The sequence below is a fragment of the Superficieibacter electus genome (assembly GCF_002915575.1).
Taxonomy (GTDB): domain Bacteria; phylum Pseudomonadota; class Gammaproteobacteria; order Enterobacterales; family Enterobacteriaceae; genus Superficieibacter; species Superficieibacter electus.
On the sequence record NZ_PQGD01000001.1, the window covers coordinates 359,004 to 378,021 of the forward strand.

Below are 19,018 nucleotides of genomic sequence, written 5' to 3' on the forward strand. Positions count from 1 at the left end.
CTCAAATCAGAGTGGCAATATTTGCGCCAGCGCGGCAGCAACACTGGCCGGAGCTTCCCGGTGCGCGTTATGGCCGGCGGCAGAAATACAATGGCAAGGCGCGTTAAATTCATTGGCAATTGCCCTGAATTTAGCGTCACGCTCACCGCAGAGATACCAGAAGGGAAAATCCCGCGTGCTCAGCACCGGGCGTAAATCAGGCTGTACTGCCAGCGACGTCGCCAGCAGCATATCTGCCAGCGCCGGGCCGTTATTTTTCTGGCGCAGCAACACCAGCTCGCGGCGCTGCGCGTCTGTTAATGAGGCAAAAACCGGCTGCTGATACCAGCGCGTAAAGACCTCACTGAGCGGCTGGTGGCGAAAATCTTCAGCCCAGCGCTGGTCAGAAAGCCAGCGGGCCTTGCGGGCGGCGTCATCCTGTAAGCCCGGATGACCGCCTTCCACTATCACCCCCTGCAAGCCAGACCGTTGGCCCTGGCAAGCCCGGTACATCGCAATGCGGCCACCGAGGGAATAACCCACCAACCAGTATTCTAGTATGTTGTAACTAAGTAGCGTAGCCGTTAGCGCCGCATCGACTCCGGCAAATCCATCAGCCTGCACACCCGCGGAACCGCCGTGGCCGGGCAGGTCAACATAGAGGCGCGAATAGTGCGGAAATTGTTCTCCCACGTCGCGCCATTCACGATGATCGCCGGAAAAACCGTGCAGGAAGATAAGCCAGGGCTTAACCGCTGACGCACGCTCTGCGATCGCATGTAGCCTCACAGGTGGCTGACCTGCGCCAGAAGCTGCTGCAACGTCTGCGCGCCGTCGGTGCTGTTCACCACCACCTCAACAACGGTGGCTGACGGCATGCGCCATGCGCCTGCCAGCGCCTGCTCCAGCGTTTCCCAGTCGCTCACCCGGGCATAGCCGAGACCAAACATGGCGGCGGCATGATCAAAGTGAACGTGTTGCGGCATGCAGTAAAAACGTTCACGCTCGTTTACCGGCGTCGGCAGCAAAGAGAATATCTGCCCGCCGTTATTGTTTACCACAATCAGCACCAGCGGCGCTGAAACCTGGCGTAACAGCGCCAGGCTATTCAGATCGTACAGGGCGGATAAGTCACCCACAATGGCAAGCGTCGGTCTGGCGCTGGCGCGCTGGACGCCTGCGGCGGTGGAGATCAGACCATCAATGCCGCTGGCCCCGCGATTGCTGTATACCGGGTATCCGGCGGGAAGCTGGCCCAGCGCGTCAATCAGACGCACCACCAGGCTGTTGCCGACAAAAAGCTGCCCCTGCTCCGGCAGATAGTCGCTGATGCGATGCGCCAGTTGCGCCTCACCAAACGTCTCCCGGCTGGCCTGCACTTTTTGCCATGCCTGCCCGGCGAGGCGCGGAATTGTCACGCACCACGGCTGACGTTTTTCCGCCGGGTGTTTTTCCAGCCAGCCGCTAACGGTATCGACCAGCCGACGGCCACGGTGCTGCGCCGGGTCCAGACGTCCGGTCAGGTTATCCACCAGCCAGTATTCTTGAGGCTCACAACTCATCTGCCACTGCAAAAGCCGCTTACCCGTCAGGCTGCTACCGAACTGCACCACGATCTGCGCCTGCTGGAGCTCGCTGACCGCCTGCGCGTTGCCCAGCCATAAATCCGCACACGGCAATGGTTGACCGGTCTGCGAGAGCACGTCGCCAATCAGCGGCCAGCCCAGCGTTTTTGCCCATTCCGCGACCTGTTTCCCTTCCGACGCACTCATCCTGCCGGCAACCACCACGCCACGTTTTTGCCGCCAGTAAAACCAGTCGCGCTGAGCATCACTTCTGAGGGTTAATGCACTCTGCAGCCAGGGCTTCTCATCCTGCCACCAGTCCCCCAGCGCCTGCTGCCAGGCAAGGTCGGTATCATCCATCTCGCCGTATAACGGCTCGGCAAAAGGACAGTTGATATGTACGCCGCCTGCATGCAGGTTTCCCAGCGCATTATCAATCGCAGAAACCAGCCATTTGGCCGGAATATCCGGGCTGGGACGCGGTAGCGCCAGCGACTGTGCAGGATGGGTGGCAAACATACCCGGCTGACGAATCGCCTGGTTTGCGCCGCAATCAATGAGTTCCGGCGGACGGTCGGCGGTCAGCAGAATAAGTTTTTCACCGGTTAACCCGGCTTCAATCAGCGCCGGATAGAGATTGGCGACGGCTGTACCGGAGGTAACAATCACTGCTACCGGCTCACCGCTCACTTTGGCCAGCCCGAGCGCCAGATGGCCAAGCCCGCGCTCGTCGAAATGGGTATGCTGAATAAGCGAACGGTTTTCAGCAGCCGCGAGCGTCAAAGGTGTAGAGCGGGAGCCAGGCGCGATACAGATATGCCGCACACCGTGACGGGTTAATGCTTCAAGGATCACCGTCGCCCAGCGTCGGTTAAATGCGCTTACTGACATAAATTTGTCCGGTATCAATATTGCGACACATTATAAATAATCGAGAATAATGAATTTTTGATATGAATCGGGATTGTGTGCGTCATTGCGCCAAAATGGCAATAAAGTGCACTCACGGACGTCTTAAGAGAGAAGAGAAACGCTGAAAGGCATGCTCTGAGGCTTAATAGTCAGTGAAGCTCGCTTCGCCTGCCGCTTAAAACCCGGAGATTATAATGGGTACTGCCCGTAAAAGGCAGTACCCATGAGTGAGGAGGGGTAAAATTAGCCGCGTAGCAGGAGACCAAGCACCAGACCTGCCGCTGCACCAATACCAACGCCCTGCCACGGTTTTTCACGCACGTAGTCATCAGCGCGGTAAGCGACCTGTTTTGCCCGGTAATAATAAGTGTCAGACGCCTGGCTTACACGATTTTTCACGTCTTCAAGCGACTGTTCTGCGCGTGCTTTCAGCTCAATGTATTTCTGATCGGTCGGGTCTCCGGAGGAGCGCAGTACTTCCTCCAGCGTCTCGCTCAAAAGTGTCAGATCGTCATCAATGCGTGATTCATAAGAGTGATAAGACATTTGCTTTCTCCATGTTTTACAAGGCCAGTCAGATAACTATAGACAATGACTTTGCGTTACGCCTGGTCAACTTCACGTGCCATGCCGATATGTGGAATGTCATCTTCAAGGTAGATTTCCGTTACCGGCTGGAAGCCAAAGCGGGCGTAAAAATTTTGCAGATGCGCCTGCGCGCTCAGATACAGCGCGTGCTGCGGCCAGTGTTGCTCGCAGCTCGCCACCGCTCTGGAAAGGAGCTGATAACCCAGTTTTTCACCGCGCACCGCCTCGCTGACAATCACCCGGCCAATGACGACCGGGTCATATTCGCGCTCGCTTTTCAGAATCCTCGCATACGCCACCAGCACATTATCGCGCCAGCCGAGAAGATGTCGGTTCTCGCCCACCAGATCGTCGTCATCAATATCCAGGTATGGACAGTTTTGTTCAACAATGAAGACTTCGCAGCGCAGTTTAAGCAACGCATAAAGCTGAGGAACGGTTAACTGCGAATGATGAAGGTCCTGCCACTGAATCATGCTGTGCTCCTGAATGCGTCATCGCGTTATAATGAAGTTTTCACTACGCGGCGAGAGGAAAATTGATGGAATTAACTTTTTTGGGAACGTCCGCTGGTGTGCCAACCCGCACGCGTAATATGACGTCGATTTTGGTCAATTTGCAACAACCAACGTTCTCTGCTGTATGGCTGTTTGACTGCGGTGAAGGTACGCAGCACCAGTTGCTTAAAACCGCTTTTCACCCCGGTAAGCTGGATAAAATTTTTATCACCCACCTGCATGGCGATCATCTTTTCGGCCTGCCCGGTTTGTTATGTAGTCGCTCTATGCAGGGCAATCCGCAGCCGCTGACGCTCTACGGGCCCAAAGGCTTACGCGAGTTTGTGGAGACGGCGCTGCGTTTAAGCGGTTCATGGACCGATTATCCGCTGACCATTGAAGAAATCAGTGAGGGAGACGTCTTTAGTGATGAATACTTTACCGTCACGGCCTTTGCACTTAATCACCCGGTAGAGTGCTACGGTTACCGTATTGAAGAACGCGACAAACCCGGCGCACTGGATGCGGCAGCCCTCAAAGCGCAGGGTATTGCTCCTGGCCCGCTTTTTCAGCAGCTTAAGCAGGGGCTGACGGTTGAACTCGACGACGGGCGGCTAATTAACGGGCAGGATTATTTAAGCGCCCCCATGGCAGGCAAAAAGCTGGCGATTTTTGGCGATACCGCTCCCTGCCCCGCCGCGCTCACCCTCGCCAGCGGTGTGGACGTGATGGTGCATGAAACCACACTGGAACACGCCATGGCAGAAAAAGCCAACAGCCGTGGTCATTCGTCAACGCTACAGGCCGCCGGGCTGGCAAAACAGGCAGGCGTGGGCCGGTTGATAATAACGCATGTCAGTTCGCGCTACGATGCCGCCGGTTGTGCAGAGCTGCTGGCGGAGTGCCGCCGTCATTTCCCCGCCACGCAACTGGCGGAAGATTTTGCCGTCGTCACGGTTTAAACATTCAGCCCTCGATTTTCTGCGTAAGGTGCCGATAACTCGTTAATACCGTTTCGCGTTTACCTTTCCTCCTGAGGGCTTTATGGATACTTTTCAGAAAGACATCGACGACAGGGCCAATCTCACCCTGTCAAACCGCTTTGAACTGCTGCTGTTTCGCCTCGGCGAGTCCGCCCACGATGCGAAATCCGAGCTGTTCGGTATCAACGTCTTTAAGCTGCGCGAGATTGTACCAATGCCCGCCTTTACCCGCCCGGCGGGGATCAAACCGCCGCTGCTCGGAATGGTGAATATTCGCGATCAAATCATTCCGGTCATCGATCTCCCTGCGGTTGCCGGTTGTAAGCCCTCCGGGGGGTTAAATATTTTACTGATTACCGAATATGCCCGCAGCGTACAGGCATTTGCCGTGGAATCAGTGGAAAATATTATTCGTCTCGACTGGACACAGATCCATACTGCCGAAAAAGCGATTAACGGCCAGTACATCACCAGTATTGCCTGTCTGGATGAAGATAAAAACAGTAATAATCTGGCGCTGGTTATCGACGTTGAACAGATCCTGTATGACATTGTGCCGGCAGAACACGATCTGCACGCCACGAATTTGCAGACACAAAAGTTTAAGGTGAAAGCAGGCTCTACCGCCATTGTGGCGGAGGATTCGAAAGTGGCGCGAATGATGCTGGCAAAAGCGCTGGAGTCGATGGAAATCCCCGCACAGCTGCACATTACCGGCAAAGAAGCGTGGGAAAAAATCGAAAAACTGGCGGAAGAGGCCCGTACTGAAGGCGTGCCGGTCACCGATAAAATTTCAATGGTGCTGACCGACCTGGAAATGCCGGAGATGGACGGCTTTACCCTGACCCGCAAGATCAAAACCGATGAGCGTCTGAAGCATATTCCGGTGGTGATCCACTCATCGCTATCTGGTAATGCCAACGAAGATCATATTCGTAAAGTACAGGCCGATGGCTACGTGGCGAAGTTTGAAATTAACGAACTCTCTTCGGTGATTCAGGAGGTGCTGGATCGCGCGGCGACCAACAGCCAGGGACCGTTGATCAGCCGTAAGAGTGCCTGATGACGCGGGGAAGCCTGCAAGGCCTCCCCAAATTATTACTGAGACATGCCCTCAGCCAGTTTCACCAGCCTGAGGAATTCCGCGCGATAACCTTGCTTATCTTCTCCTCGGGCCTGTTCTCCCCACTGACTGATTTGCTGCCAGGTGGTGTCCGCCAGATACTCAGAACCACGCAGTTTTTGCCCGTAAGCCGCCACCGCGGCGCGAAAACGGAAATCTTCAGAGGCACCAGCAAACGTGAGTTCATTTTTGTTGATGACCGGAAATTCATCTAATGTGCTTTTCTTGCCCTGCGGTGCTTTCCAGCGCAGCTTGATCCAGGCCATCTCACTGGATTTTGTGTGCTTAGAGGCACCGTTGTCCTGAGCGTAGCGCAGCTTATCGACCGCCGCTTTTTGGCCATTTAACGTCAGTTCAAAGAGCAGCGTGACGTGTTTACCGGCACCAATATCTCCCGCATCAACCTTGTCGTTATTAAAATCTTCATCGCGCAACTGGCGTTTTTCATAGCCAATCTGCCGGTACTCTGTGACCCACTGCGGGTTAAATTCGATTTGTGATTTCACATCTTTGGCGACAGTCACCAGCGTTTGATGCATTTCATCATTGAGGACTTTCTGCGCTTCAGCGAGCGAATCGATATAGCTGTAATTGCCGTTGCCCACGTCAGCAATTCTTACCATCATTGCTTCATTGTAGTTGTCGTCGCCAACGCCAAGGGTGGACAAAGTAATCCCGGACTCCCGCTCTTTTTTCACCAGCGCTTCGATGTCTTTAGGATCGGTAATGCCAAGGTTAAAGTCGCCGTCAGTGGTCAGCAAAATACGATTAACCCCGCCTTTGATAAAACCTTTTTCGGCCTGCTGGTAGGCCAGCCGCAGCCCCGATTCGCCACTGGTGCCGCCGCCAGCATTCAGACTGTCAATCGCCGCTTTTATCGCGGTTTTATTATTTCCCGATGTAGCGGCAAGCGCGACGCGGGTATCCCCAGCGTAGGTCACAATGGTGATGTTATCCTGCGCGCGCAGATCGTTAACCAGCAGTTTTAATGCCGACTGGATCAGCGGCAGGCGTTCCGCCGACTGCATGGAGCCGGACGTGTCGATAAGAAACACCAGGTTGGCGGGCGGCAGCTCGTCTGATTTGATATCCTTTGCCTGAATATCCACCTTTAATAAGGTGCGCTGCGCAATCCACGGGGCGGGAGCCAGCTCATAGTTAACCGCAAACGGCATCGGTTCACTGGCAGCAATCGGGGTTTTGTCATCCTTTTTATTAGCGGGCTGCGGGGCAGGAAAATAGTTCAGCATCTCCTCCACCCGAACCGCTTCCGGCGGCGGCAATTGCCCCTGATTGAGAAAACGCCGCACGTTGGCATAGCTCCCGGTGTCCACGTCGAGACTAAAGGTGGCGAGCGGGGACTGGCTGACTTGCTTGAGCGGGTTGTCGTCGTACTGTTCGTAGCGCGCAGTTCCCATTGCTATAGCGGGCGTTTTTTGTGCCTTAGCCGCAGTACGGCCTTTTAAATCAAATGCTGCTTCTCTGCTTTCGGCGGCTTCGACCTTGAAGCTCATGGCTTTAGCGTCCGCAGCGGCTTTGGCTGCAGCTGCTTTGTCAGCGGCCACCCGGGCAGCATAATTTTCAGCTTTGCCGACGGCAGGCGCTTCGGTCTGCTGATTACTGGCGCTCTGAACAGGCTGTTCCTGTTGTGTCTCGCGAGGGTTATTTGCCTGCTTTTCAGCAGGTTCAGGCCCACAGCCTGACAGCATTATTCCGCCTATTAATAACATGAATATTTTTCGATTAATCATGTAAATTCCTTTTAATTATATTCCAGTGTGAGCTACAAATAACCTGTGTTATATTATACTTTGTTTCTTGCCTGCGCCATAAACATAAAACCGCCTGTTTCCAGCATTCAATAATTATCAGCAATACTACGCGGGATTATATTTTTGAGGCCAATGATGCACTATTTAAAACGACGGTTATTCATCTTCCTGTTGAGTGTTTTTATTATCGCGACATTCATCGCCGCCATCCTGTATCAGCCCTTGGTGGCACCTTTACCCCGCAGCCAATATCATGCCGATCCACAGCGACTGGAGAAAGACGTTCGCTATTTTTCTGAAACCCTTTACCCACGCAGCGCCGATCAACGTGAGCATCTGGAGGCTGCCGCACATTATATTAAGCAGGTGTTTGAGCAACACGGCGCACAGGTGGCGGAACAAGCGGTTCCCGCAGATAATGGCCCTTTTCGAAACATCATCGCCCGCTACGGCCCACAGCAGGGGCCGGTCATAATCATCGGCGCACATTATGATTCCGTTGCACATGACGACGGCGATATGATGCATTACACGCCAGGCGCGGACGACAACGCCAGCGGCGTCGCAGGTTTGCTCGAACTTGCGCGTCTGCTGCAACATGCGCGGCTAAACACCGGTGTCGAACTGGTGGCCTATGCATCAGAGGAACCGCCCTTTTTTCGCAGCGATGAAATGGGCAGCGCGGTCCATGCCAGCGCGTTACAGCGGCCGGTAACGTTAATGATAGCGCTGGAAATGATCGGTTATTACAACTCACGCCCCGACAGCCAGCGCTATCCCTTTTCCGCACTCAGCGCGTTATATCCCGATCGCGGCGATTTTATTGCGGTGGTGGGCCGCCTGAGTGATATCAGCGCGGCACGGAAGGTAAAAGCAGCGTTATCAGGAACTGAAGCATTGCCCGTCTATTCCATTAATGCGCCGCAATGGCTACCCGGCATCGATTTTTCCGATCATATGAATTACTGGCGTCAGGGCATCAGTGCGGTGATGGTGACCGATACGGCATTCTACCGCAATACGGAATATCATCAGCCCGGAGATACCGCCGACCGTCTGGATTACCGGAAAATGGCAAAAGTGATTGAGGGCATTTTTGTGCTGCTGGCCAATGACAAAGATAAATAAATTTTTTGATAAAAAACAGAAATGTAATCATTAGAGTGTGATGAACAGGATGAAAATATATTACACAAATCCATTTATTTTAGGATTGTCTGCTTTTCTGACACAAACACACTTATCTATTGTCCGTGGCATGGATGCCTGGGATGAGTTGAGAGACTATCTTTCTGAACGGGAAACACTTAACATTATTGATACTCTTCTGAATGCAAGTCAGAGGAAAAAGTATGAAAAACCGCCCTCCTGCCTGCAAAAAGTATTTTATACCCTCAGAAAAAAACAGTATATCACCTCTCAGGAATGGACGTTTTTGTGCGAGCAATTAGAAAGAACACGAGCAATTCTACTCAATCCCACTCCTGGCAGAGATGAGGTTATTGATGTACGAATGAAACTTTGCGATCTATCGCTGTTAATAGAGAGGAGAGTTGCAGCAAACGCCACTATACGGAAAATAGCCAGGCGTGTTGAACATTTTTATCAGGCTGACTTTATAGTTCACTATGAGATACAACAAATTACCGGAATTGTGAATGGTTATATGAAGGTGCGCGACAATGAAACTCTATGGTGAGGTAGCATTAACTTACAGGCAAATGTTTGATGATCATGGCGGCATTGTTGATAACTGCCTTAGATTCAGTACAATTAAATTCAGCCATTTCATATGAGGGATCGTTTATGAAACTTCCTCCATTATCCCATTCTTTGTCCATTGAAATCGATACCCTTTGTGCTGGTCCTTTCCCGCCATGTGGCTTTCTCCCCCTTAACGAAGGAGCCCTGGGCAATGGCGACTGTTTTGGCTTGTACTGGCTGTTAGGTAAAGAAAATAACGATCCCATTATTTGTGAGCTGTATCATGATGAATGGCGCTTAGTGCCTGCGTTTTCCAGCGTAGCAAAATTTCGTGAATGGCTGAATGTTAATGATGATGATCCCTGGGAAAATAATATTGAGATTGACGATCGACATTTCGCCCCTGCCCATTTTACGCTTGCCAAAAAATATCTGGCCACAGGAGATTTGGATCACGCCCTGCCCCATTTAATCAACGCCACAACAAAATTGCCAGAAGTCAGTGAGTACTGGTTAACCCTCGCTGGCCAGTATCGTCGGTGCCGGGAAGACATTGCCGCCGCTGAAGCCGCGCTTAACGCCTGGCTAAGTAACTGGGCCTTCGGCATGCCAGACAATAAAGTGATTCAGATGCTCACGCAGGCCGCGAAGCTACCTGAATTTCGCGAAGATCCGGTTGTGCGCAGAATTGCTGCAAAAGAAATGGATCTGAACTTTGGTGGCGTTAAAGAAAATAGCAATTACCTGATGATGCAAGACTGTATTGACGTGTATTTTGCTCAGAATAAACCACTGTTAGCATTAGCGTTACTACAAAATTATGCCTATCTCATGACAGGTGAGACCACTGCTTTTCAGGAACGATATGGCTTTAATTTGAATGAATGGCGGATCAACTTCAGCCAACTGTGTTCTGTGCATCTGAACGATCCGCGTTGTGATGCTGAATAAATTCACAGTAGATCCCGATTATTTTATCTCGCTATTGCGCCAGAAAGAGACGCAATAGCGTACAACCAATCTACTAGTCAGCGATCCTGATGACAGCCTGGAAACACATCAAGATTGTTTTTAGCCAGCGTCAGCAGGGCGTCATCAATAGCGCATTCCTGCTGATAATATTGCGCTTCAAGCGTCTTATATTGCTCATCCCGGCAAATTATCTGATGTGCTTTGTTGCCATATATCGCTAAAAGCGCGTCATAACGTTTCTTTGCAGCCAGCACGGTTTCCGCCACGTCATGTAACTCCAGCAGGGTTAATTGATCGCAATACGCTGTCAGGTCAAAGAACAGCGCGCAGGGAAACCCCTCCCAGCCGGCGTAATTTCGCCATTCCCAAATCAGCATAAAACAATGCAACACTGGCGGCAGATGTTTAAGATCGTCTTCGTTAAACCAGTAGTGGCGATTAAGCTGCCACTCAAATTCAATGGCTAAAGCAATCTTATCTTGCGCGTCAGTTGCGTTTTTATTTTTTAGAAGAATCAATTCGGTCAGGGTATAGCGTTGTTGTTCAATGTATCTGAGGGCGCGGGCGATATCATATTCGGTCAGAAGCAGGAGTCGTTCAGCCTCCTGACTGGTGACCTGTGCTTTATTCACCAATACCGCAGCTTGTTGGGCACGAAAGCAGGCGACGGCAGCGGCGACGTCGCCTTTGGTACTGCTTAATAATCGCTGAGCAGCTTTAATGCCGACGGGGATACGTTCCCTTAAATGCGCAATCTCAGTCAACCATTCCATTTATTGATTCCCTGTATCATAGCACCTGCGCCAGCTGGCGCAGAAAAACCCGAATCTCATCACGTAATGTTTCATCCACCAGGCTAACCCAGAGCAAAAACAGTAGCGTCACCAGCGTCAGTATCAGCCATTTTTTCCTTTTACAATGCGACATACTCTTCCTGATTTCGCCCGCCGGGCAACAAGCCATTGTTGACGTTAACTTAGCGCAAAAAGGTATACAGGACTACGGCAGTTACGCTGATGAGCTGACTTTTTAACAGCGCAAATCAATTCACCGCCAGGGCGCATAGCATAGACTTAACAACATCGGCTCCATGTAAAAGAGACAATGCAATGGGAATGATTGCTCGTTATGTCAAATCAATGACACCTCAGCTCAAACAGATACGGGCAGCGGGCCGGGAAAAGTAACGGACAGCTGTCCTGGTAGTGCTACAATATCTCACTGGTTAATAACCTATCATACGCGTGCTATCATAATGCGAATAAACATAAAAAATTTCTATGAAGATAAACTTTTCAGCACCACCAATTGCATCGCTGACAATACCTTTGTTTTTGACTGCGAGCGGAATATCTATTTGGTTACGGACAATGGAGAATTGCAGTCATCCGGTTTCTTTCATTCACAAGTACAATTAACGGACCCAAAAATTGCTTTCCATCCAGCAAAATTTCAGGCAGTCACTATCCTGGAGACGGGTGATCTGGCTTTATGTGATTTTAACGGTAATATTATCTGGCAAGCACCTGGAAATTTTGAGGTGGTATGCTGCACTGACGGTGGAGAAAAAAGCTGGACGCTTGAGCGAATAAATGAAGAACTGGTTAACATAACCTTATTTGCCACCGCCAGCGGCCAACTACTCGCCACCCTGCAACTGGCAGACGAAATTTATGATAGCGTCTTACGACTTGCAGATATACCCGCCAGCGCATCGCTGCTGCTTGAATTTGCAGGAGGTCAGGATGGCATTTCGGTAGTGGAGCTAACGTTTAAGGAACAATACCTCCACAGCCGGGAATTGTTCCCCGGCAATTCTTATATATTACCAGCGATCACACCTGATAATACGAGAATACTCACCCTGGAAAATGATAAGCAAACCTACGCCGTTTTCCGCTGGCCGCAGCTCGACTTGATATCACATCAGGAAAGCCAGGTTTCTGATAATGACAACGTGATCCCCGGATACGATCTTATTTATCTGAGAGATAATCTGGCAATCACACAGAACGCTGTTAACGAATATTTTTTATTCAATCCGCTCACGATGACAAGGCTTGAACAAATCCATTTTTACAAAGCGCTCCTGACCACCGAAAAGCAACATGACGCTACTCCGTTAGACATTTCTTCTCTGACACGAGTGGGCCGTTTTCTCGCGGCCAGTGTCGTAGAGGGTGAAAAAAGACGTACGTTATGCCTGCTGAACGAAGCAGATTTCATTCATCCGCTACTATAATCGCCATCTCTTTCATCTCTTAACAGACGTAAAAAAGCCGCTGGAACTCAGCGGCTTTCGAGGTTGATGGCCAATCTGTTTCCTACTATGTTCGCCGTTTTGCCGGGTGGCGGCTTCGCCTTACCCGGCCTGCGAAAAGCATTAATATCAATACGTTATGCGTAACCCGTAGGCCTGTGCAAGCGAAGCGCCGCCAGGCATGATGGCACGGTTTACCGCCTGTCAGCAGCCATAAAAAAACCGCCGAAGCGGTTTTTTACTTTCACTTACATCAGCGGTAATGCCCGCTGCACAATGCTAATCAGCGGCTGCGGCCAGACGCCGAGGATCAGTACCAGCAGCGCAGAAATCAACACCACAATCCCGCCGGCGCTGTACTGCCAGTTCGACGGCGCATCGCGGTTGAGTTTCTCCGGCGCACTCAGGTACAGACTCACCGCTACACGCAGGTAGTAGTACAGACCAATCGCCGAGCCAACAATCACCGCGCCCACCAGCCACCACAGGTGTGCCTGCACACCGACCGCCAGCACATAGAACTTGCCGATAAAGCCCAGCGTCATTGGGATACCCGCCAGCGACAGCATCATTACCGTCATCACCGCCGCCAGAATCGGACGGTGCCAGAACAGGCCGCGATAGGAGAACAGCGACTCGGCATCCGGGCCACGATACGGGCTGGACATCAGGCTGACCACGCCAAATGCGCCAAGGCTGCTGAACAGATAACCTGCCAGATAGACGCCTACCGCTTCCATCGACATCTCACCGCTTTGCAGGGCAATCAGTGCCACTAGCAGATAGCCAAGATGGGAAATGGAGGAGTAGCCGAGCAGACGTTTGATATTGGTCTGGCTCAGCGCCATCAGGTTACCGAAGATAATGGAAGCGAAGGCGATAATGCCCAGCACCACGCGAACCGCTTCACTGTCGCCTACCGGCGCATACAGGAACAGACGCATCACCACACCGAAGATGGCGATTTTGCTCGCCGTCGCCAGGAAGGTGGAGACCGGCGCAGGCGCGCCCTGGTAAACGTCCGGCGTCCACAGATGGAACGGCACCAGAGAGAGTTTAAAGCCAAGACCCACGATCATCAGGCCCAGGCCCGCCAGCAGCAGCGGCTCATGCAGCACCCCGTCGCCGAGGCTCTTACCGATGGCGAGGAACGACAGATTCCCGGTCTGTGCGTACACCAGCGCCATACCGAACAGCAGGAATGACGACGCTGCGGCAGACAGAATAGTGTATTTGATGCTGGCTTCCAGCGAGCGTTTCTGGCGGAAAGCGTAGCCGACCAGGCCAAACAGCGGCAGGGAGATCAGCTCAATACCGAGGAACAGCGCCGCCAGGTGATTGGCATTTGCCAGTAAAATACCGCCCAGTGCGGCAATCAGCACCAGCAGGTAGAACTCTTCCTGGTTATCGTTGTAGCCTTCAAGCCACGGATAGGCAAAGGTACAGGTGGCGAGACTTGCCAGCAGGACCAGTCCGGTATACAGCATGGCGTAGCCATCAACGCGCATCAGCGGCGTGACGTCCATTGCGCCCGCCTGGCCAACAAACCAGAGCGATACTAACGCGACATTCAGCCCAATGACCGACAGTGTGGCATTGAGAAAATGATTACGTCGCCACGCAATGGAGAGCATCACGACCACCACCGTCAGACCGACGATTAGCAGCGGTAGCAGCGCAATCAGGTGTTGTGAAGTTATTGTCATGGCGATTTACGGCCTTGTAGTAGAAACAGAATTAACAAACCACTGCTGGATGTTGCTCATCGCTGAATGCGAGGTATCCAGAATCGGCTGAGGCCAGAAGCCCAGCAGTACCAGCAGCACAACCAATAGCAGAATGATAAACAGTTCGCGCAGCGACATCCCCGGCAGCTCCTGCGCAGCAATTTCGCTTTTTGCTTTACCAAAGTAAGCGCGGTGCAGCATTGCCAGTGAGTAAACTGAAGCAAAGACCAGACCGAAAGTCGAAATGACTGTAATCACCGGAACGACCTTGTAGCTGCCGAACAGGATCATGAATTCGCCGACGAAGTTACCGGTGCCCGGCATGCCGAGCGTCGCTACTGCAAAGAACAGCGACATGGCAGGAAGCCATTTAATTTTGCTCCACAGACCGCCCATCATGCGCATGTCGCGGGTGTGCAGACGCTCGTAAAGCTGACCGCAGATGATGAACATCCCGGCGGCAGAAAGGCCGTGAGCAATCATCTGGATAACCGCACCCTGGTAAGCCAGCTGGCTACCGGTGTAAATCGCAATCAGCACAAAGCCCATGTGCGATACCGAGGTGTAGGCAATCAGACGTTTGATATCCGTCTGGGCAAAGGCCATCCACGCGCCGTAGAAAATACCAATCACACCAAGCCACATGGCAATTGGGGCAAACTCCGCCGAGGCGTTCGGGAACAGCGGCAGGGAAAAACGCAGCAGACCGTAGGCCGCCGTTTTCAGCAGAATACCCGCCAGGTCAACGGAACCCGCCGTCGGTGCCTGCGAGTGCGCATCGGGTAACCAACCATGCAGCGGTACCACCGGCATTTTTACCGCAAACGCAATAAAGAAGCCCAGCATCAGCAGATATTCCACACCGTGAGACATCGGCGTTTTCATCAGCGCTTCGTAGTCAAACGTCCAGACACCGGTCGCGTTATAGTGTACAAAGACCAGCGCGAGGATAGCAATCAGCATCACCAAACCGCTTGCCTGGGTATAGATGAAGAACTTGGTCGCCGCCGAAATACGCGTCTTGCCGTCAGAGGCTTTATGACCCCAGAGTGCAATCAGGAAGTACATCGGCACCAGCATCATCTCCCAGAAGAAGAAGAACAGGAACATGTCGATGGCAAGGAACACGCCGATCACGCCGCCGAGTATCCACATCAGGTTGAGGTGGAAAAAGCCCTGATATTTTTCAATCTCACGCCAGGAGCAAAGCACCGCCAGCACGCCAAGCAGGCCGGTCAGGGCCACCATCAGCAGCGACAGACCGTCAATCGCCAGATGGATGGAAATGCCAAAACGTGGTATCCACGGTAGCAAAAATTCTGACTGCCACTGCGGCAAACCGGCTGATTGGGTCAGAGAATAGCCGCCCTGCAACCACAGTTGCAGAGAGAGCAAAAACGTCAGTCCCATGGTAATCAGCGCGATCCAGCGCGGCACTTTCACGCCGAAGCGTTCGGTTTGCCAGCACAGGAAGCCGCCGATAAAGGGAATTAGTATTAGCCAGGGTAATAGCATGGCGATCTTTATTCCTTGTTAAAGTCTCGCAAGAGACCTGATTTTCAACGAATTCTCACAAAATTCACATGGGACTGTGGGACGTGATGCCCGGTGGCGCTGCGCTTACCGGGCCTGGTTTATAAAGCGCGGGTAAGCACAGCCCGACCATCCCACAGTCTCAACTCAACGCAATACCATCAGTAAACCCAGCACGACCACCGCACCAATGCTCATCGACGCGACGTACCAGCGCAGGTAGCCGTTTTCGCTGAACAGCAGCCCTTTGCCAGCAAAGCGGGACAAAATGGCCGGAATGTTCATCAGAGCGTTAAGCGGATCGCGACGGATAAGCCAGGCGATGCCAAGGAACGGTTTGACAAACACTTTGTCGTACAGCCAGTCGAAGCCCCAGGCATGGAACCACCAGGTGCCGAAGAAGCGGCCCGGTGCGCTGTTGGCAATTGAAGTCACCAGCGTGCGTTTACCCAGCCACAGCCAGGCAGCAATCAGAATACCGGCAATGGCGACCACGCCAGAGGTGATTTCCAGGGTCAGCACCTGACCATGTTCCATCTCGGTGGTATGCGGCAGTACATTCTGCAACGGCGGCACAATCAGCGCGCCGAGGAAGGTGGACAGCAGCATCAGCACAATCAGCGGCAGATGATGCGTAATCCCTTTCCCTGCATGAGCGTGGATCTGTTCTTTGCCGTGGAAGACGATGAAAATCATCCGGAACGTATAGAGCGAAGTCATAAACGCCCCGACCAGACCGGCAATCATCAGGTTCAGATGCCCGTTCGCCATCGCGCCAGCGAGGATCTCATCCTTACTGAAGAAGCCTGCGGTGATGAGCGGTAGCGCCGACAGCGCCGCGCCACCAATCAGGAAGCTCAGGTACACCAGCGGAATGGACTTGCGCAGGCCGCCCATTTTAAAGATGTTCTGCTCATGGTGGCAGGCGAGGATCACCGAACCGGACGCGAGGAACAGCAGCGCTTTAAAGAAGGCATGGGTCATCAGGTGGAAAATCGCCGCATCCCACGCCTGCACGCCCAGCGCCAGGAACATGTAGCCGATCTGACTCATGGTGGAATAAGCAAGCACGCGTTTGATGTCGGTTTGCACCAGCGCGGCAAAACCTGCCATCACCAGCGTCACCGCACCGACGATGCCGACCAGATGCAGGATTTCCGGCGTCATCAGGAACAGGCCGTGGGTACGTGCAATCAGGTAAACACCCGCCGTCACCATCGTCGCGGCGTGGATCAGCGCGGAAACCGGCGTTGGACCCGCCATCGCATCAGCAAGCCAGGTCTGCAACGGCAACTGTGCCGATTTACCGACCGCGCCGCCAAGCAGCATCAGCGTCGCCCATTGCAGCGTGGTGCTGCCGTTGGCGAAGTGCTGCGGTGCCAGCTCGACCATTTCACGGAAGTTCAGGGTGCCGAGCTCGTTGTAGAGAATGAACAAGGCGAAGGCGAGGAACACATCACCAACACGCGTGACCACAAACGCTTTCATCGCCGCCGCGCCGTTTTTCGGATCGGTATAGTAGAAGCCAATCAGCAGATACGAGCACAGGCCCACGCCTTCCCAGCCGAGGTACATCAGTAACAGGTTATCGGACAGCACCAGAACAACCATGCTGGCAATAAACAGGTTAGTGTAGGCGAAGAAGCGGGAGTAGCCCTCTTCACCACGCATGTACCACGAGGCGAACATATGGATCAGAAAGCCCACACCGGTGACTACCGAAAGCATGGTCAGCGACAGACCGTCCAGCACGAGGTTGAAGCCAATGTTGAAATCACCGACCGACATCCACGTCCACAACGGCTGGCTGAACGGCGTGCGATCGCCATTCAGAAAATCCATGCCGACAAAGGCAGTCACCAGCGCGGCGAGGCCGATGGAACCCACGCCAACGGTCGCTGAAAGATTCTCAGACCAACGGCCGCGTGAGAACGCCAGCAGAAGAAAGCCAATCAATGGCAGAATTATGGTTAAGGCAAGCATGTTCATCCACGCAACTCACTTACTGAATCGATGTTCAGATTCTGGCGGCGACGATGGAGCTGTAATAACAGCGCCAGGCCGATACTCGCCTCGGCAGCCGCAAGGCTGATGGCAAGAATGTACATCACCTGGCCATCGGTCTGGCCCCAGTAGCTTCCGGCGACCACAAAAGCCAGCGCGGAAGCATTAATCATGATTTCCAGCCCAATCAGCATAAACAGCAGATTACGCCGGATAACCAGGCCGGTTAAACCGAGTACAAACAGGATGGCTGCAAGGATCAGCCCATGTTGTAAGGGGATCATGCGTGCTCCTCCGTTTTTCTTTTCGCACGGTCGTCAGGTCGGTTGCTCAGCACCTCACCGGCGCGGTCTTCGCGCCCAACGTGGAAAGCGACAACCAGCCCCGCCAGCAGCAGCATTGAAGCCAGTTCAACGGCCAGAACGTAAGGACCAAACAGCGTGATACCCACCGCTTTGGCACTAATCGCCGCACCGTCGATGCCCTGATCGTTAACGTTCAGGATGGCGTAAATCATCACTGCCAGCAGAACCGCAGACAACACGGCGGGCCCCACCCAGATTTGCGGTTTCAGCCACTGGCGTTCCTGTTCAATTTCAGAACCACCGAGGTTGAGCATCATCACCACGAAAACGAACAGCACCATGATGGCCCCGGCATAGACGATAATCTCCAGCGCCCCGGCGAAATACGCGCCAAGCGAAAAGAAAACGCCTGCAATCGCCAGCAGAGACACAATCAGATACAGCAGTGCATGGATCGGATTGGTATGCGTCACTACCCTGAGCGTCGTCAGGATGGCAACCAGGCCACAGATATAAAAAGCGAACTCCATTGCCCCTCTCCTTACGGTAACAGGCCTTTGACGTCGATAGGCTTGGCTTCGTTTTCCGCTTCGCCCTTATCTTTGCCGTCGATTGCCATACCTGCCATCCGGTAGAAGTTATATTCCGGGTATTTGCCCGGACCGGAGATCAGCAGATCCTCTTTTTCGAATACCAGATCCTGGCGCTTGTACTCGCCCAGCTCAAAGTCCGGCGTCAGCTGGATAGCCGTGGTCGGACAGGCTTCTTCGCACAGGCCGCAGAAAATGCAGCGCGAGAAGTTGATACGGAAAAACTCCGGATACCAGCGGCCGTCTTTGGTTTCGGCTTTTTGCAGCGAGATACAGCCTACCGGACAGGCTACCGCACACAGGTTACAGGCAACACAGCGCTCTGAACCGTCCGGATCGCGCGTGAGCACGATACGGCCACGGTAGCGCGGCGGCAGGTAAACCGGCTCTTCCGGATACATGCGCGTTTCGCGTTTGGCGAAGGCGTGCAGGCCGATCATCCAGATACTACGAACCTGGGTGCCGAAGCCCACTACTAATTCTTTTAAGGTCATGGTCTATAAG

Annotated in this window: 19 protein-coding genes; 6 read left to right on the top strand and 13 right to left on the bottom strand. The window is 53.0% G+C overall.

The genetic code is table 11. The features are described from left to right. Positions 1–6: 6 nt before the first annotated feature. The 4 genes from menH to CHU32_RS01730 all read right to left on the bottom strand — a co-directional run bounded on the left by menH (position 7) and on the right by CHU32_RS01730 (position 3,520). A complete protein-coding gene (menH, locus tag CHU32_RS01715; protein WP_103674349.1) occupies positions 7–768 on the bottom strand; it encodes a 2-succinyl-6-hydroxy-2,4-cyclohexadiene-1-carboxylate synthase in 762 nt (253 codons plus the stop codon). After that, on the bottom strand, positions 765–2,435 hold the full coding sequence (gene menD, locus CHU32_RS01720) for a 2-succinyl-5-enolpyruvyl-6-hydroxy-3-cyclohexene-1-carboxylic-acid synthase (RefSeq protein ID WP_103674350.1): 1,671 nt from the start codon (positions 2,433–2,435) through the stop codon (positions 765–767). Before menD ends, menH begins: the two co-directional genes overlap by 4 nt. 264 nt (positions 2,436–2,699) lie before the next feature. Further along, positions 2,700–3,002 carry a stress response protein ElaB gene (elaB, locus tag CHU32_RS01725; RefSeq protein ID WP_103674351.1) on the bottom strand — a complete coding sequence of 101 codons (303 nt, stop codon included), beginning with the start codon at positions 3,000–3,002 and terminating at the stop codon, positions 2,700–2,702. Between the two features lie 56 nt (positions 3,003–3,058). After that, entirely contained in the window at positions 3,059–3,520 is a 462-nt protein-coding gene (locus CHU32_RS01730; RefSeq protein ID WP_103674352.1) for a GNAT family N-acetyltransferase, read from the bottom strand. A gap of 65 nt (positions 3,521–3,585) precedes the next feature. Here CHU32_RS01730 and rnz point away from each other — a divergent pair, with 65 nt between their 5' ends. Next, a complete protein-coding gene (gene rnz / locus CHU32_RS01735; protein ID WP_103674353.1) occupies positions 3,586–4,503 on the top strand; it encodes a ribonuclease Z in 918 nt (305 codons plus the stop codon). An 82-nt stretch (positions 4,504–4,585) separates the two neighbouring features. Further along, complete coding sequence (locus CHU32_RS01740; protein ID WP_103674354.1) at positions 4,586–5,587, top strand: chemotaxis protein; 1,002 nt, start codon at positions 4,586–4,588, stop codon at positions 5,585–5,587. 35 nt (positions 5,588–5,622) lie between these two features. On the opposite strand, the gene CHU32_RS01745 is transcribed toward CHU32_RS01740, so the two are convergent. Continuing rightward, a complete protein-coding gene (locus CHU32_RS01745) occupies positions 5,623–7,398 on the bottom strand; it encodes a vWA domain-containing protein (RefSeq protein ID WP_103674355.1) in 1,776 nt (591 codons plus the stop codon). 153 nt (positions 7,399–7,551) lie between these two features. Between CHU32_RS01745 and CHU32_RS01750 the strand changes: the two genes are divergently transcribed. The 3 genes from CHU32_RS01750 to CHU32_RS01760 are packed head-to-tail and all read left to right on the top strand — an operon-like array spanning position 7,552 to position 10,074. Further along, positions 7,552–8,547, top strand: coding sequence for a M28 family peptidase (locus CHU32_RS01750; RefSeq protein ID WP_245880164.1), 996 nt, complete (start codon positions 7,552–7,554; stop codon positions 8,545–8,547). A gap of 49 nt (positions 8,548–8,596) precedes the next feature. Continuing rightward, positions 8,597–9,118, top strand: a complete 522-nt coding sequence (locus CHU32_RS01755) for a hypothetical protein (protein ID WP_133159218.1) — start codon at positions 8,597–8,599, stop codon at positions 9,116–9,118. A 29-nt stretch (positions 9,119–9,147) separates the two neighbouring features. Beyond that, the gene (locus CHU32_RS01760; protein ID WP_281258272.1) at positions 9,148–10,074 is read left to right on the top strand and encodes a tetratricopeptide repeat-containing protein; all 927 of its coding nucleotides are present in this window, start codon (positions 9,148–9,150) and stop codon (positions 10,072–10,074) included. Between the two features lie 77 nt (positions 10,075–10,151). On the opposite strand, the gene CHU32_RS01765 is transcribed toward CHU32_RS01760, so the two are convergent. Together CHU32_RS01765 and CHU32_RS28200 are read right to left on the bottom strand one after the other, a co-directional pair. Then, the gene (locus CHU32_RS01765; protein ID WP_103674359.1) at positions 10,152–10,868 is read right to left on the bottom strand and encodes a hypothetical protein; all 717 of its coding nucleotides are present in this window, start codon (positions 10,866–10,868) and stop codon (positions 10,152–10,154) included. 16 nt (positions 10,869–10,884) lie between these two features. Continuing rightward, a complete protein-coding gene (locus CHU32_RS28200) occupies positions 10,885–11,022 on the bottom strand; it encodes a hypothetical protein (protein ID WP_176691607.1) in 138 nt (45 codons plus the stop codon). A gap of 328 nt (positions 11,023–11,350) precedes the next feature. Between CHU32_RS28200 and CHU32_RS01770 the strand changes: the two genes are divergently transcribed. After that, entirely contained in the window at positions 11,351–12,337 is a 987-nt protein-coding gene (locus CHU32_RS01770; RefSeq protein WP_103674360.1) for a hypothetical protein, read from the top strand. Between the two features lie 266 nt (positions 12,338–12,603). Here CHU32_RS01770 and nuoN read toward each other — a convergent pair whose 3' ends face one another. The 6 genes from nuoN to nuoI all read right to left on the bottom strand — a co-directional run bounded on the left by nuoN (position 12,604) and on the right by nuoI (position 19,008). Then, positions 12,604–14,061: an NADH-quinone oxidoreductase subunit NuoN gene (gene nuoN / locus CHU32_RS01775; RefSeq protein ID WP_103674361.1), complete on the bottom strand. Its 1,458-nt coding sequence runs from the start codon at positions 14,059–14,061 to the stop codon at positions 12,604–12,606. Between the two features lie 6 nt (positions 14,062–14,067). Further along, entirely contained in the window at positions 14,068–15,597 is a 1,530-nt protein-coding gene (nuoM, locus tag CHU32_RS01780; RefSeq protein ID WP_103674362.1) for an NADH-quinone oxidoreductase subunit M, read from the bottom strand. Positions 15,598–15,762: 165 nt separating this feature from the next. Beyond that, complete coding sequence (nuoL, locus tag CHU32_RS01785) at positions 15,763–17,604, bottom strand: NADH-quinone oxidoreductase subunit L (protein WP_103674363.1); 1,842 nt, start codon at positions 17,602–17,604, stop codon at positions 15,763–15,765. Next, complete coding sequence (gene nuoK / locus CHU32_RS01790) at positions 17,601–17,903, bottom strand: NADH-quinone oxidoreductase subunit NuoK (RefSeq protein ID WP_049841347.1); 303 nt, start codon at positions 17,901–17,903, stop codon at positions 17,601–17,603. The genes nuoL and nuoK overlap by 4 nt, the downstream gene beginning before the upstream one ends. Beyond that, on the bottom strand, positions 17,900–18,454 hold the full coding sequence (gene nuoJ / locus CHU32_RS01795) for an NADH-quinone oxidoreductase subunit J (protein WP_103674364.1): 555 nt from the start codon (positions 18,452–18,454) through the stop codon (positions 17,900–17,902). The genes nuoK and nuoJ overlap by 4 nt, the downstream gene beginning before the upstream one ends. An 11-nt stretch (positions 18,455–18,465) precedes the next feature. Further along, positions 18,466–19,008: an NADH-quinone oxidoreductase subunit NuoI gene (gene nuoI / locus CHU32_RS01800; RefSeq protein ID WP_103674365.1), complete on the bottom strand. Its 543-nt coding sequence runs from the start codon at positions 19,006–19,008 to the stop codon at positions 18,466–18,468. Positions 19,009–19,018 lie beyond the last annotated feature (10 nt).